This window comes from Ruminococcus flavefaciens (genome assembly GCF_900108555.1).
In the GTDB taxonomy this organism is placed as follows: Bacteria; Bacillota; Clostridia; order Oscillospirales; family Ruminococcaceae; genus Ruminococcus; species Ruminococcus flavefaciens_P.
This window is the reverse complement of the sequence record NZ_FNWV01000004.1, coordinates 1-15,348: the sequence shown is the minus strand read 5'-3', so window position 1 is coordinate 15,348 and position 15,348 is coordinate 1. Positions and strand designations below refer to the sequence as shown.

Annotated in this window: 11 protein-coding genes and 1 rRNA gene; 11 read left to right on the top strand and 1 reads right to left on the bottom strand. The window is 40.9% G+C overall.

Translation table 11 applies throughout. The features are described 5' to 3' along the window. Positions 1 to 436: 436 nt before the first annotated feature. The 6 genes from BLW60_RS06710 (at position 437) to BLW60_RS06685 (ending at position 8,773) form a co-directional block, all read left to right on the top strand. Positions 437 to 1,636: a type II secretion system F family protein gene (locus BLW60_RS06710; RefSeq protein ID WP_074715687.1), complete on the top strand. Its 1,200-nt coding sequence runs from the start codon at positions 437 to 439 to the stop codon at positions 1,634 to 1,636. A 21-nt stretch (positions 1,637 to 1,657) separates the two neighbouring features. Further along, complete coding sequence (pilM, locus tag BLW60_RS06705; RefSeq protein WP_074715685.1) at positions 1,658 to 3,244, top strand: pilus assembly protein PilM; 1,587 nt, start codon at positions 1,658 to 1,660, stop codon at positions 3,242 to 3,244. A gap of 20 nt (positions 3,245 to 3,264) precedes the next feature. Then, entirely contained in the window at positions 3,265 to 4,074 is an 810-nt protein-coding gene (locus BLW60_RS06700) for a hypothetical protein (protein WP_074715683.1), read from the top strand. A 69-nt stretch (positions 4,075 to 4,143) separates the two neighbouring features. Further along, a complete protein-coding gene (locus tag BLW60_RS06695; RefSeq protein WP_074715681.1) occupies positions 4,144 to 7,203 on the top strand; it encodes a hypothetical protein in 3,060 nt (1,019 codons plus the stop codon). Positions 7,204 to 7,218: 15 nt separating this feature from the next. Continuing rightward, positions 7,219 to 7,728, top strand: a complete 510-nt coding sequence (locus BLW60_RS06690; protein WP_074715679.1) for a type II secretion system protein — start codon at positions 7,219 to 7,221, stop codon at positions 7,726 to 7,728. 16 nt (positions 7,729 to 7,744) lie between these two features. After that, positions 7,745 to 8,773 carry a type II secretion system protein gene (locus BLW60_RS06685; RefSeq protein WP_074715677.1) on the top strand — a complete coding sequence of 343 codons (1,029 nt, stop codon included), beginning with the start codon at positions 7,745 to 7,747 and terminating at the stop codon, positions 8,771 to 8,773. 55 nt (positions 8,774 to 8,828) lie between these two features. On the opposite strand, the gene BLW60_RS06680 is transcribed toward BLW60_RS06685, so the two are convergent. Then, positions 8,829 to 9,701 carry a prepilin peptidase gene (locus BLW60_RS06680; RefSeq protein WP_074715675.1) on the bottom strand — a complete coding sequence of 291 codons (873 nt, stop codon included), beginning with the start codon at positions 9,699 to 9,701 and terminating at the stop codon, positions 8,829 to 8,831. A gap of 135 nt (positions 9,702 to 9,836) precedes the next feature. Between BLW60_RS06680 and BLW60_RS06675 the strand changes: the two genes are divergently transcribed. From BLW60_RS06675 to BLW60_RS06645, 5 genes are all read left to right on the top strand, one after another. Continuing rightward, the gene (locus BLW60_RS06675) at positions 9,837 to 11,519 is read left to right on the top strand and encodes a GspE/PulE family protein (protein ID WP_074715673.1); all 1,683 of its coding nucleotides are present in this window, start codon (positions 9,837 to 9,839) and stop codon (positions 11,517 to 11,519) included. A gap of 30 nt (positions 11,520 to 11,549) precedes the next feature. After that, a complete protein-coding gene (locus BLW60_RS06670) occupies positions 11,550 to 12,647 on the top strand; it encodes a type IV pilus twitching motility protein PilT (protein ID WP_081348153.1) in 1,098 nt (365 codons plus the stop codon). A gap of 831 nt (positions 12,648 to 13,478) precedes the next feature. Beyond that, positions 13,479 to 13,952, top strand: a complete 474-nt coding sequence (locus tag BLW60_RS06655; protein ID WP_081348152.1) for a type II secretion system protein — start codon at positions 13,479 to 13,481, stop codon at positions 13,950 to 13,952. Positions 13,953 to 14,161: 209 nt separating this feature from the next. Next, entirely contained in the window at positions 14,162 to 14,779 is a 618-nt protein-coding gene (locus tag BLW60_RS17260) for a type II secretion system protein (protein WP_074715667.1), read from the top strand. 429 nt (positions 14,780 to 15,208) lie between these two features. Next, positions 15,209 to 15,348 (top strand): 16S ribosomal RNA (locus tag BLW60_RS06645); the annotation flags it as partial.

The window sequence follows — 15,348 nt, the reverse complement described above, 5'->3', positions numbered from 1 at the left end:
ACTTGTCCACAGAATGCGCTGGGGTTTTTCGACTGTGAATACAACGTTTTTATGTAATAACAGTCAAAATAACTAAATTAGCAATAATCAAATTGCCGCAGTTTACAATTCTGTAAAAATTAGCAGAAAATATGAGCTTTTATGTTGCAATTTAAAAGTGAGTGTGATATAATTATTGTGGAAGTTTAACAATGTTTGGTATACGTGTGCATATACCATATATTGGGCTGCCTTTGATGTTGTGTTTTTGTAAAAAGATAACCGTTTGCAGCAGTCAGTATTACAGATAGTATTTTTCTTGGTTAATATTGATAAAAAACGGTAGATTATTTATGTCAAAAAAGCGATTGAAAAGTAACTATTAAAATGTTATAATTGTTATTATTAAGGCAGTGTGAAACGTTCATCACAAGTAATTAATTATGGAGGTGGTTTCATGAAGAGTTTTTCCTATGTAGCTCAGGACGCAAGAAGCAGACAGGTCAAGGGAATCATTAATGCGGAAAATGAGCAGGAATTCTTACAGAAAGTCAAGGAAAAAGGACTGTATGTAAAGGATTATAAGGAAAGCGATTCAGGTGACGCAAAATCAATCTACAAGTTCAACACGAAGGAACTAAACTTCTGTTGCAGACAGCTCAGTGCTATGCTTACTTCGGGTTTGACGCTTGTAAAAGCCATCGATATCCTTACCAAGGAGCAGGAGAACGAAAAGGCGAGAGCAATATGGCAGGATATCTACGAGAACGTACAGAAAGGTGAATCTTTCTCGTCAACTCTCGAGATGCACGCAGGTTCATTCCCTGACTTTCTTATTTCAATGGTCGGCGCGGGCGAGAGCAGCGGTTCGCTGGATATCATAATGACTCGAATGTCCGATCATTACGCAAAGGAAAATAAACTCAAGAATACGATCAGAGGCGCTATGGTCTACCCGATTATACTGCTCGTACTTTGTATCGTAATAGTTATCTTCCTCTTTACTGTTATCATGCCTACGTTTATCGATATGTTTGAGGACAAGAGCAAGATGCCTCTCCTCACTAAGATACTTGCGGCGATCAGTGACTTCCTGAAGACTAAGTGGTATGTCCTCGTTATCATAGTTGCAGCCATTGTATTTGGTTTCAGATATGCAATGAAGGTGCCGAGCTTCAGAAAGAAGTTTGACAGAATGCTTATAAAAGGACCGGGATTTGGTCCTCTTGTAACAAAGATCTATACAGGAAGATTTTCCAGAACCCTTTCTTCACTCTATTCAAGTGGTATCCCGATGGTAGAGTGTCTTCAGAGAGCTTCAGCTATTCTCGGTAATTCATACGTAGATGAGAAATTCGAAACAGTTGTCGATGAAGTTAAACAGGGCGAACCGCTTTCATCAGCTATAACACGTACAGAGATATTTGAGCCTATGTTCTGCTCTGTAATATACGTTGGTGAAGAGTCAGGTGCTCTTGATACTATCCTCGAAAAGACTTCGGATTACTACGAAGAAGAATCAGATGCAGCTGTTCAGCGACTTGTTGGTATGCTTGAACCATGCCTTCTCATCTTTATGGGACTTATCATAGGAATGGTTGTATGCGGTATTTACCCAGCACTTTACGGCTCACTGGAAAGCCTCGAAAACGGTTAATAAGGAAAGGTGGAAAGATAAATGCTTTCATTTGATATTACAGATAGAAATATACGAGTAGTAAGAGGTGTTGAAGGTAACGGAAAGATCAAGATCAATTCCGCTGCTACAGTCAATGTTGAAGAGGGACTTATCGTTAACGGACACGTTAAGGACGTTCCCGCAGTTGCAACACTCATTAACAACGTAATCAAAATGCACAGAATGCCTGATAAGGAAGCGATCGTTTCGATCTCATCCAACCTTACGATCTTCAAGGAAATGACAGTTGCCAAGGGCAGAGGTCAGGACCTCCAGAAGACAGTTAAGCTTCAGATGCAGGCAGAACTCAATCTTGATGATTCATACAGCGTGTCATACATCATAGTTGGTGACGCAGACAGCAGTGAGGCAAGCGAGCCTTCGTACAAGATACTTGCTACAGCTTGTCCTTATGAGATCGTTAACAGCTACAAGGAAATATTCAAGCTTCTTGGTATTACCCTCAGATCAGTAATGATCGGCTGTAACTGTATCACAAAGGTACTTCTTGCTGATACAAAGATCAGATCAAAGATGCCTCTCCTTGCTGTACAGATCGACAACAACTTCATCTCTCTCAACCTTTATGAGCAGGGACAGCTTTCATTCTCACGTTTCGCTTCTATCGATGCTGCTGACTACGGTTATTCAGACGACTATGTATTTGAAGCCGTTAACGAGAACATCTTCCGTATGCTCCAGTTCCACAGAAGCCGTAACACAGGTGAGTCTATAGAGAACGTAATCTTCTACGGCGATACTCATGAGTATGTAAGACTTACTGACGAACTTGAAAAGCTTGATCTTAAAACAAGCCTTATCAACGTTCCGCCACAGATCCACGGTCATGAAAATCTTGAATTCTCACTGTATGCTAACGCTATCGGTGCTATGTTCAAGAGAAACAGAGAGATCGAAAAGATCAATCTTCTTGAGACTGACTTCAGTACTGCTGTAAAGAACAAGATGAGAAGCGAGAGCTCAGGCAATGTTGCTATGATAGCTGCTCTTATCGGTTCTGTTGTTATTGCAGGCGGTGTATATGCTTGGTACTACATCAAGGATAAGAATCTTAAGAACGATATCCAGAAGTGTGAGGCGTTCATTAATTCACCTCAAACAGCTCAGGATCTCGCACACCGTGATCGCCTCATAGATATGAAGAAGTCTGTAAATGCATACTACACAAAGGTAAACAATGCGTATGATGCATTCCAGTCAAAGCCTATCATTGAAGGCAAGTGTTACGAAGAGATCGAAAAGGTCCTTAAAGAAACTTGCGAAAAAGAGAAGATCGAGGAATTCAAAATCATTGGTCCTAAGTACACAGACGGTACGATCACATTTACAGTTGAGTGTAATGCTAATAAGGATCAGTATTCACAGAAGCTTCCTTCAAATTTTGTTGACAAAATTCTTTCAGATCCAATGTTCTGCGGTTCAAGCTACGGCGGATACAGTATAACTACGATCGAAGAAGAGGGCAAGGAACCTGTTGATAAGATTCAGTTCACCTCAAGTGCTAAGCTGACAGGTTTCAAGAGTGCTTACAGACCTGACAGCGAAAACGCTGAAAAGGCAGAATGAGATGAGGAGGCTAACTAATAATGAAACTTAATTACAGAGATAAGATCATAGCTGCTATTCTTATAGCTATTACAATTCTTCTGATCGGTTTCTTTGCACTTATAAAACCAAAGTATAAGGATGTAAAGGCTCACCAGAACACTCTTAAAGACGTTAAGAAAACACAGGCAGAGATCCAGGCTAAGATCGATGAGATCCCTGATCTCAAGAAAGCTATCTTAAAGATCTATGAAGATACATCAGTAATCACTGCAAACTTTGTACCTATCACAGAAATACAGGATCCTGTAGTTATTGATAAGTATATGCAGGAATTTGCTGATAAGTCAAAGGCAAAGCTCAGAAAGGTAGAGCTCAAGGAAGCTAAGCTCACACCTATTGAATACTATTATAATTCACAGACTGATAACTTTGCTGAAATGCGTAAGGCAGCTGATGCTGACGGAAGCCTTGCAAAGGCATATGAGGCTTTGACTGCTGAAAGTACAGCTGTATCACAGAGAGCTAAGGAATCAATCATGCAGACACAGTATGCTATCAGTATCCATGGCACAAAGAAGGCTGTATGGGCATATCTTGAGGAACTCAAGAAGTTCGACAAGACTGCTAACATAAACTCAGTTATCATGGACGATTACACCTTCGGTCAGGATGCAGCAAAGGCTGCAAATGCATCACTCCCGGATTCAAAGGATAGTGATGAGGAAGTAACCATAGAGGCTGACAATAAGAAGATATCAAATGCTACAGATGTTAAAATAATCGTTACACTTTACTCGGTATACGAAATGTCCAAGCCAAATGTTGACGAAGTTCCTTCTGCAAATTAAGATGCAGGCTTTCTATATCATACGCTAAGGTTATTCAATTGTTATAACTTGAAAGGCGGTTAGAGAAAAATGAAAACAGAGAACAGGAAAACATTGCGCGGCTCTGTACTGTTTACAGTTATATGTGTAATGGCACTGTTGATAATATTTTTGACAGGTACTCTTGCTCTTGCGTCAGCATCGAGTAACAGAGCACATAAGTCATATGCATCATCACAGGCAAGTTACACAGCGAGAGCTGCAATCGATGCGTTTGTACAGTCAATGGAGCGTAATGAAGAAGTCCCTGCTGCAATCGAGAATATGGGATCCGATCCGCTCGAAGTCGAGATGAAGATAAACGATCGAACACTGGGTGTCATAGGAAGCTATGACGGCAGTACTTGGAAAGAAGGCATAATCCGAATTGACCCGGTTGCTGATTCAACAGGATATATATACACTGATTTAGACGGTCAAGGCATGAAGTGGGTACCTGTAACAGCAGTTAAGGTCACAGCTACTTGTAGAGTTGGTAAGGAAGAAGAAACAGTTACTGCTTACATTCGTAAGACAGCTGCAACTCACAGCCAGCAGGCTCCCGGAGGTCTTGACGGTCTTCAGGAGGTTGGCGGTAACGCATTCCCTAACGGTGCTCTGATCACAGGTGGTCTTGGTCTTGGTATTTCCAAGGACGCATCAGGACTTTATCGTGCTCATAACAACACAGTTATCGAGACAAAATCAACATTCATCAATGGCGATTTTGCAGGCGGTACAGGTTCATTTGCAATAAATATACAGAACCCTGTCAGCGAGAACGGCGTAAAACTTATGCCTAACTCAAAGACAGTTATCATGGGCAGTGTATGCTTGTCGAATACAAATTTCATTAATCTGGATTACGAAATGACAGCCGATTATACTCAGAAGGATATTCCTTATCTTTATGTTGACAAGACAATTGCAGGTATGAACGATGGTGCTGCTATCGGCAGAGTCGTTAATCGTAATCCCGATACAGGTGCGATAACAAGCACTGCAAATGGTAAGGGCAAGGCTCCGTTCAATCTCTTTGTTGGTACATTAAGCAGCTACAGCTTCAAGAATAACCTTAATATAGGCGGTGCTGACGTATATCTGCTTGATGAGTATACACCTTCAAAGTCGTATACTGTATATAATTGCAAGAGAAGCTATAGTAAAGAAGAGTTAGCAAGGACAGATGTCGGAACAGATTCTGATATCTGGGTTGATTGCGATGGTATTACTGTTGGCGATAATTATATCGGCAAACCCGAGAAGAATACTGTTCTTTACAACTGGGAAAGTTCTTATGTTCATAAGACAGATTCACAGTTTAAGACAACAGGCGGTAACTTATACAGCATGGGCAGACTTACACTTGAAAACTGTGAAATAAATGGCAATGTAGGCGTTCACGATGATTGTATCATCAAGTCTAACGTAACTATTAAGGGCGACCTCGTTGTTGAAGGAACACTTTCTTTTGAGGACGGCGGAAAGCCTACAAGTGTAGGTGGAAAAATTTACTGTGATGTAATTAAAGGCGTTAGCAATGCTGCAAAGGAAAATGTAGTAAAAGAAGGATTTATTGAGCACGTAAATGAATTAGTTCCCGGATATGCTGAAATTCCTAATGCTATTTATGACAATACTCCACTTGAAGGCGTTGAAGAATGTGAAGTAGCTCAGGATCCAGCAAGTAATTACCAATTAGCATATGATTATGCAGGAAAGCACGTAGTTATAGATTGGAGCTCTAATGACGCGAATATAGCTAAGGATGCAATAAATAACAATGGCGGAATACTTTATGTTACAGATACAGGTATCTATAGTAAGAAACCATATAATCCAACAACATACGATGGAAATGTAGACAAGACCAAGGTCGTTACTACGGATAAGATAGCTTATAAGGTTGATCCTAATGATACTGATGTCATCAGAGATGAAGTAGCAGAAGGTGATTTCACATACTATAGGCTCAAGGACGATGGCACTGTAGATGCAGCCAATGAAGTACCTAAGGATGTAGCTGTTAAAACTTATTATACTAAGGAAGGCGATCCTAATACTGTATATGGTGCATCACAGGCTTGTGATGAAGTAGATACAACGATTTACCCTGCATACACAGGAAGCGGTAAGGAGCCTGCATATCCAACAAATATGACTCGTAAGGCTATTTATGGATATGAAGATCCGGATTCACACGAATTTATAGAAGCAGATTCTAAAACTAAACTCATAAAGAATGTTTATGAGGTAAGACAGGAACTTAATATGGATAAAAACGGTGACTATGATCCAAAAATTTACCATGATCATGTTCCTAAGAAATTCTGTCTGAATGCAGATGATGATACGTTTATAGATGAGCCTGACGATCCGTTATATAATTCTACTGAGAATGTAGCGCAGAGAAATAAACTTCCGTATGCATATGGTACAGATGGTAAGCCTGTCGATGATAATACTATATGGCAGGGCGGCGAGATAATCAGTTCATGCATAATCGGCGATCCTGATGGTAAAAATTTTACTCCTCCTAAGGGAGATGTTAAGATCAAGGGTTCAGGCGATGGAATATGGATCATACTGAGAAATGTTTCCACAGCAAGTGACAGCAATGTTAATTTCCTCTGCGATACATCAGAAGGTAAGGTTTGCTTCCTTATTGACGGAAAACTTGATATTAGTAAGACTGATATCAGACCTACTGTAACAAAGGTATCAGCAAACGGTGGTTATAGTGTTCAGGCATTTACAGAAGGCTGTACAGTTACTCCACAGTCAAGCTGGGGTATTGAATACTATGGTACTGAGGGATCAGAAATCAATATGTATCAGAATGAATGTACATTAGTTGGTACATTTATGTGCCCGAATACAACTTTCCAGAGCAAGGTTCAGGGTAAGACATCATGTAAATACATTGATGAATACGGTGTAGAACGTACAATAAGCTCACCTATCGTAGGAAGCGCGCTGTTTAATAAGATCATTGATGCTCAAAACGAATTTGCAGTTCTCAACTCAGGCGGTGCAGGTGCAAAAACAAACAATTCATCAGTTCATACAGCACTTGGTACATACGAGATCTCGTACTTCGCAGGTGCATAAAGGAGGAATGTTCTTATGAAAAAAAGCAAAAAGAAGCTGAAGGGCATGACTCTGATCGAAATGATCATTTCGATTTTCATTTTCGCTTTGATGGGCGGTCTGCTTATACTTGTAGGTACACATATCGACGCAACTTCAAAGGCAACTAACAATCTTAAAAATAAGGTTTTGGTTGAGTCGCCTTATGCGGCAAACCATATAAATGTATATGGTCAGAAAGCTGACGGAACCGATAAGGTACTTGATAAGGAAGATCTTGATATCACTGTTAAGATCCACGCAAGCGGAACATATTGGAAAAATGATCCCGATCCTGATAATCCCGGCAAATATAATAAGATTGAGAAGCACTACGGCGATGCTGACGGTAATGTAGTTGTTAATATGAAAGCTATCAAGTATACTACAGAGAAGCTTGTGACCGAAGGTATGACAGATGATGAGATCGCTGAAATGCAGAAGAAGGCAAACGGCCAGCTCAATCTCGATTTCTTCGATGTACAGCCTGAAACAGCAACACCATAATGAGGAGGGAAAGTCAATGAAACATCGTATTAAAAAGGGCTTTACTCTCATTGAACTCATAGTTGTTATGGCTATCTTCTCGATCCTTATGGTCGCAGTAATGGCAATTACAGGACCTGTACAGAGATTGTTCCATAAAACAGCTCTTTCAGAAAAAACATATTCTTATGCAAACAATATCCAGCTTAACCTTCAGGGGAAGCTGGAGTATGCAGAAAATATATCTGTATGTACATCTGATAAGATCGATTTTAATGGCGTAGACGGCGTTGATGATGAAGATCTTGCTAAATTAGCCGAGGAATACAGAAGTTCACACTTCAAGAATACAGTAGGCTATGACGGCACAAATGTTAAATATCTTAAAGGCAATATCCACATTATAAAGCTTTGCAACAATGCCTGCAAAGATTCAAAAGGCAATGATGTTGAACAGGGTCAGATACTTCACAGAGTATACTCCTTCGACACAAAAGCCGCTGACAAAATAACATCTTCAACGTCTTATACAGAAGAAAAAGATCTTAATGATGCTTTCTTCAATGCTCAGGATGCAGTATACAGTTTTAATTACTCTCTGGGTGCGTCAAACTTAAAGGTGGTTAATCTTCCAAATGATCCAAGCCTTAGCAGCGTTGACAAAGATATAGTTTACAGAGCTATTGAAGATGATATCAATGATAAGTCGTATTTATTCTCGGCTGCAAATATCGGTATCTCGATAGTTCTTAGTAAGAGTGACGGCGGATTTGTTGATGTTCCTGCCGGTGCAGGAAATAATGCTTACAGAGCTTTTTCAAGCCCTGTAGCAGTTCAGGTAGCAAATATTCCGCTTACTAATATCAACATCAGAGCAAAGACTGTGCCTGCACAGTTCATGTTCAAGGGTGTTCAGAGACCTAAGATGGAGACTGAGGGCGGAAGCGTAACGCTTCAGGCACACGGTGACACAGGCAGTGCATTTGACACTGCGTATGCAAACCCGAACTTCAGTTTCACAAACGACCTCTATTTTGTATACTCATACACAGACGAGATGTATTAATAAGTAAAAAAACAGGCAGCAGTTAATGCTGCTGCCTGTACTTATTTTTGACTGTTTACTCGACTGTGAGCATATTCAGATACCATTGAGCTATCTGATTTCCACACAAACTTCCGACCGCAATTCCTATTGCAAGGAAAGGTCCGAACGCAAACTTTGAGTCTTTTGTGACGATCTTCACTATCAGACCTCCGAAAGCGGCGGTCATGATACCAATAAATGTTGAAGCGATAACAGCCCGCGTTCCAAGAAATGCACCGGCTGCAAACATAAGGTATGTATCACCAAGTTCGATCGCTCTGAAATCTTCACCGAACTTCTTTTTGATGATCGGTCGGCTGATCTCACCGATAAGAAAGAATGGTACACTGATTATGAATGCACCGATTATGCGGCTCTTGAGAGTTACATCATGATACTCGCGAGAGTAGAAAAGATGTAACGGGACAGCAAGGATAAGAATAATGGCTACCATGCCAACGTAAATATCCTTTGTATCCCAGTCGATAAATCCTATACATATAAGGAGCGACATTATAACGCAGGTTATTATGGATTTAACATTAATATCCAAAACCATAAACGTCAGAACGTAGAGGAGACCATTGAGTGACTCTACGATGGGATAGCGCGGTGAGATCTTCTGACCGCAGCTGTGACATTTTCCTCTGAGCATGAGCCAGCTGAAAACCGGGATAAGGTCGATCGGTCTGATCTTGGCACCACAGGTCATGCAGTGTGAAGCCTTTTCCTTATCTTCTTTTGATTTTCCTATTCCGAGCACCGACTCGCCTGCGGGAAGTCTTAGAATGACAACGTTGAGGAAGCTTCCGATACAGATGCCAAACAGGAAAATGATGACGTAAAACATGATCTTGAAAGGTAGCTCGGTAAATTCATCGTGGAGCATATTTTCAAATTCAAACATGATTTTACCCCTCCTTCATATTATAAAGTACATAATCTTATTATAACATAAATTATGGAAAATTCAAGTACAATTTTAGAATATCAGGAGTATGACGGATACGCCTGATGTTCAGAAAATAAGCGGAGGTTTTTTATGAGAAACGAGAGAATTGGTGACTACTTAGTCAATCAAGGGCTTATCACAAGCGAACAGCTTCAGCAGGTACTTGAAGCTCAGAAAGCATCAAACGGTTCAAAGAAATTTGGTGACGTTGTTGTTGAGCTGGGATTCATGTCAGAAGTTAACTTCGCAAAGGCACTGGCCGGAAACCTGAGAGTTCAGTACGTTGACCTCGACAATATCGAGATCAATGGCGATGCTGTACAGATGGTTCCTGAGGCACTTGCAAGAAAGCACACCGTAATCGCTATCAATGTACAAGGTAAGCGTCTTACAGTTGCTACAAATGATCCTGTAAACTTCATCGTCCTCGAAGACATCAAGGTTTCTACAGGTATGGACACCGTTCCTGTTCTTGCAACAACATCAGCTATCAATAAGGCTATCGGTAAGTGCTACTCAATGCAGAACGTTGACAGCGTTCTCGAAGGTGTTTCGAGTATGGGCGGCGACCTCGGTGAGATGACTGAGGCTGATATCGAGTCTAAGGACAGAGTTGAAAGCGCACCTATCGTTAAGCTTGCAACTACTATCGTTGAAAACTCATACAGAGCTGACGCTACCGATATTCATATTGAGCCATTTGACAAGTATACAAGAATCCGTATCCGTGTAAACGGCGATCTCGTTGAACTCATGAATATTTCCAGTGCGGTTCACAGTGCGCTGACAACACGTTTCAAGCTCATAAGCGGTATGAACATCGCTGAAAAGAGAGTACCTCAGGACGGCCGTTTCACACAGGTCGTTGACGGAACAACTCTTGATGTCCGTGTATCCTCACTTCCAATGGTACACGGTGAAAAGATCGTTATCCGAATTCTTTCAACCGGACAGATCGCACTCCGTAAGATCACGGATCTTGGTATGTCTGATTATAACTATACACTGTTCGAGTCAATGCTGAGAGTTCCTCACGGCGTTATCCTCGTTACAGGACCTACCGGTTCAGGTAAAACAACTACACTTTACGCTGCTCTTGGTGAGATCGCTAAGCCAAACGTAAACGTCGTAACTGTTGAGGACCCTGTCGAAAAGGCTATCGACGGTATCAACCAGTGTCAGGTTAACATGAAGGCAGGTATGACATTCGCAGCTGCTCTTCGTTCTATCCTCCGTCAGGACCCTGACGTAGTAATGATCGGTGAGATGCGTGATACCGAGACAGCAGATATCGGTATCCGTGCCGCTATCACAGGACACTTGGTTCTTTCAACACTTCATACAAACGACGCTGCTTCCACAGTTGTTCGTCTTGTTGATATGGGCGTTGCTCCTTACATGGTTGCAACTTCACTTATCGGTGTTATCGCTCAGCGACTTGTTAAGGTTCTCTGCCCTGAGTGTAAGAAGCCAAGAATGTCAACTCCCGAAGAAAATGACCTCATGGGATTGGATCATTCAATACAGATCTTTGAAGCAGGCGGATGCCCTGTATGCAACAACACAGGCTACAGAGGAAGAACTGCTATCCACGAGATCATTCACTGTACAACAACCGTTTCTTCTATCATCGCAGCAGGCGGTACTAAGGAAGAGATCGAAAAGGCTGCAAAGGCAAACGGAACAAAGCTGCTCCGTGACAATGCTGCTGAGCTTGTAATGGCTGGAGAAACATCTATAGATGAGCTTGTAAGAGCTACATACACAGTATAATAGCTTTATCTATATAGGGAGGAAAATAACATGGCAATTGAAATTCATAGAATACTTGACGAGGTAAGACTCCTCGGTTGTTCTGACCTTCACTTCACTGACAGGATCGCTCCTGTTGTTCGTCTCAACGGTACTCTCAGAACTATGCGTTCACAGTATCCCGAAATGGACGAAGAGGAAATACTCAACATCGTTCACCAGATGACAAACGATGCACAGCAGACAAGCGTTAATAACCACCACGATACCGACTTCTCGTTCACAACAAGAAGTGGTTACCGTCACCGTGTAAACGTATACTTCCAGAAGGGTAAGCCTGCTATCGCTATCCGTCTTCTGAGAAACGATATCCCAACTCTCGAGGATCTTGGACTTCCTCCGATCCTTGCAGATTTCGCAATGCGTCCTCGTGGACTCGTTCTTGTAACAGGTCCTACCGGTTCAGGTAAATCTACTACCCTCGCAGCTATGATCGACTTCGTTAACCTTAACAGAAGTGCTCACGTTATAACTGTTGAGGACCCTATCGAGTACGTTCACGAGCATAAGAGATGTATGGTAAACCAGAGAGAGATCGGCGACGACGTTCCGTCATTCGCTCTTGCTCTGAGAGCTGCTCTCCGTGAGGACCCTGATGTAATCCTCGTAGGAGAAATGCGTGACTTCGAGACTATCCAGGCTGCCGTAACCGCTGCTGAAACAGGACATCTCGTTATGTCAACACTTCATACAACATCTGCCGCTGATACTATCAACCGTATCATCGACGTATACCCTGAGCACCAGCAGCAGCAGATCAGAACTCAGCTGGCTAACAACCTTGTTGCTGTTATCTCTCAGACTCTTATTCCTAAGAAGGACGGTTCAGGCCGTATCGCTTGTATGGAAATCCTTAACGTTACAGACGCTATCTCAGCTATGATCCGTGATAACAAGATCCACCTTGTTCAGTCTGCTATCCAGACAGGTAAGCAGCAGGGCATGATGTCTCTGGATATGGAGCTCGCAAGACTCGTATCCAAGAACGTTATCGGCGAAGTCGATGCTCTCGAGAAGTGCCTCGACAAGCAGGAGTTCTACCGCTTCCTCTCACAGATGGGCGGAGTACCCAGAGGCGGAATGCAGTAAGACCGCATAAAGAATACAGACCGTCGGACTTTTGTTCGGCGGTCTTTTATATTATAATAAGTAGAGGTTAGTTTTTAGTGATTAGTGCATAGCAGTGAGTAGTAAGTAGTGAGTAGTGAGTAGTGAGTAGTGAGTAGTGAGTAGTGAGTAGTGAGTAGTGAGTAGTGAGTAGTGAGTAGTGAAGTGAGCAGCGGAGTAGAGATATATAATATGTAGGCACTGGCGTCCTCGACAGCGCGTGCAGCTAATTGATATAAAATGTACTTGGAAAATCTCCTTTCGATAGAATATAAATACACGGAAATAGGGTTTGGCGTGCCGCCGGTTACTTAAATTAGCTTAAAAGATCATCACTTAAATTATATACCATTTTATTACGATACGTAATATATTAACTGGATATTACAGAAATAATTGTTTTTTTCTAAAATGAATACAATGGAATATTCAGAAAAGACATAAAAAAAGGAAATGAAAAGTTCATATTGAGGTCAAAAAATCGGTTTACAAAGTGTATAAACGACTGTGAATATAACAAAAACAAGTATTATATTTTTACTTATTCACAAAAACTTGTGCATTTCGACGGAAACGCTAAAAAAAATATGCCGATTTACCGTTCCGATGTAAAAAGTGCCTTTATATATGGAATTTTTTTTCAAAAACTGTTGACATTATGTGAATAAGGTGGTATACTATAATCACAGGGAAGGGAAAGGGAGTTAAAAAAACCCCGAACCCAAAAATGAAGTGAAAGCAAAGACTTTCACAAAACTATATTATTTAAGGAGGGTTTTCTTATGAAAAACTACAAAGAAAGGTTTTACACTTATTGAGCTCATCGTTGTTATCGCTATCATCGGTGTTCTCGCAGCAATCCTCGTTCCTTCAATGCTCGGTTATGTAAAGAAGTCAAAGGTTTCTTCAGCTAACTCAGCAGCTAACTCACTCCTGAAGGCTATCAATACTTCACTCGTTGAAGTTGATGAAGAGACTCAGGATGCTGGTTCAATCACAAAGATTGAGTGCGCTGGCGGTAACGCAACAACTGTAACAATCACAGGTAATTCATACAGCGGAACAACATTCAAGACAAAGGTTGATCAGTACATGGAGAAGGCTAAGAACAAGGCTTGGAAGGCACAGTGCAAGGGCGGCGTATGTATCGCAGCTGCTATCTGTGTTGACAGCACATACACAGGTACATCACCTGCTGGTGTAGTTACAGTTGACAACTACTCAACATACAGCGGATCTGGCAAGCTTGACAACGCTCTCGCTGCAGCAGTTCTTAAGGCTTCATAATCTAATTGAATTAGATACTTGAAATGAATAATAAAATGCTCCTTCCTATCGGGAGGAGCATTTTTTTACAAAAAGAGAACGACGTATTCTCGGCGAAATTGCACAATAATGTTGTCAAAAAATTGTCGCAGAATGTCTGATTCTTTATTGACAAAATGTGAACTTTTTGATATAATATATGTAAAGATTGTATTGGGAGGTGCATATCTATGAAGGCTAAAAGGACCAGAAAAGGTTTTACCCTTATGGAACTTATTATAGTAATAGCTATAATGGGCATATTAATGGCGATTATTATTCCTTCGTGGGGATATTTTATTAGAAGAGCACGCGAAAGAGATGCGAATTCAAAAGCTAAGATCGTATTCAATGCGGCTCAGACAGCAGTTACTCGCGTATGTGACAATGAGAGAAGCATTCTCAACAAATATAATGATCCTAACACCGATAGTGATTTGAAGGATAAACTCGAGAAGCAGATCTATATGGGCAACGGAGAGTTTTATTTCTATTGGAACGGAAAAAAGGGCGTAAAAATCGATGCGAGTACCGGAGCTGCAAAAGATGAATCAGCAAACAGCAAAAACAACGGCTTGCTGAGCAAATCTATAAATAATATTGCAGGCGGCGAGGGATTTTATAAGATCTATGTCAAGAATTATAATGTTCAGTCAGTTGTATATACTTCTTATGAAAACGGAAATTATAAGGGTACATATCCAAAGGGCATGACTGAGCTTAGCAGTACACTTCTTGACAAGATCAGATCAACTTCTATAAAGTCGATCGACGGTACAGTCATGAAGCAATTAGTTGCTACAAAATAACGATTTAAACAGCTGCGTTTAGCAGCTGTTTTTTTATACACTTTTTCTACTGATTATAGGTTATCAACATTTAAAAGTTGATATAGTTGAAAACTTTGTCCTTGACAAAACATGGAATAGGTGTTATAATATATTTACTGTCCGGCAAGGAGCTGTTGAGAAACAGCAGTCGAGAGAAATTTTTTAGAAGAAATTTTGAAAAAGTACTTGACAAGCCAGACGGAAAGTGATATAATATTAAAGCTGTCTCGCAAGAGATGGTGGACAGCATCTTGAAAATTGAACAATGCGAATAAGAAAAAGTAACGACCCTTGAGATTTCTTTGAAAAAAGAAAAGTCAAGAAAAGACTAAAAAACACTTTGAAGTAATAACGCAAGCGTTATGAACTGGATCAGATATCTAAATCGAAAGATTTAAATATACAACTTTAATAAAGAGTTTGATCCTGGCTCAGGACGAACGCTGGCGGCACGCTTAACACATGCAAGTCGAACGGAGAATATTTGAGTTTACTTAGATATTCTTAGTGGCGGACGGGTGAGTAACACGTGAGCAACCTACCTTAGA

Excerpts from the sequence above, each read along its gene's own strand:
- BLW60_RS06710 (WP_074715687.1), top strand. The coding sequence starts at position 437 with ATGAAGAGTTTTTCCTATGTAGCTCAGGACGCAAGAAGCAGACAGGTC.
- pilM (WP_074715685.1), top strand. The coding sequence starts at position 1,658 with ATGCTTTCATTTGATATTACAGATAGAAATATACGAGTAGTAAGAGGT.
- BLW60_RS06700 (WP_074715683.1), top strand. The coding sequence starts at position 3,265 with ATGAAACTTAATTACAGAGATAAGATCATAGCTGCTATTCTTATAGCT.
- BLW60_RS06695 (WP_074715681.1), top strand. The coding sequence starts at position 4,144 with ATGAAAACAGAGAACAGGAAAACATTGCGCGGCTCTGTACTGTTTACA.
- BLW60_RS06690 (WP_074715679.1), top strand. The coding sequence starts at position 7,219 with ATGAAAAAAAGCAAAAAGAAGCTGAAGGGCATGACTCTGATCGAAATG.
- BLW60_RS06685 (WP_074715677.1), top strand. The coding sequence starts at position 7,745 with ATGAAACATCGTATTAAAAAGGGCTTTACTCTCATTGAACTCATAGTT.
- BLW60_RS06680 (WP_074715675.1), bottom strand. The coding sequence starts at position 9,701 with ATGTTTGAATTTGAAAATATGCTCCACGATGAATTTACCGAGCTACCT.
- BLW60_RS06675 (WP_074715673.1), top strand. The coding sequence starts at position 9,837 with ATGAGAAACGAGAGAATTGGTGACTACTTAGTCAATCAAGGGCTTATC.
- BLW60_RS06670 (WP_081348153.1), top strand. The coding sequence starts at position 11,550 with ATGGCAATTGAAATTCATAGAATACTTGACGAGGTAAGACTCCTCGGT.
- BLW60_RS17260 (WP_074715667.1), top strand. The coding sequence starts at position 14,162 with ATGAAGGCTAAAAGGACCAGAAAAGGTTTTACCCTTATGGAACTTATT.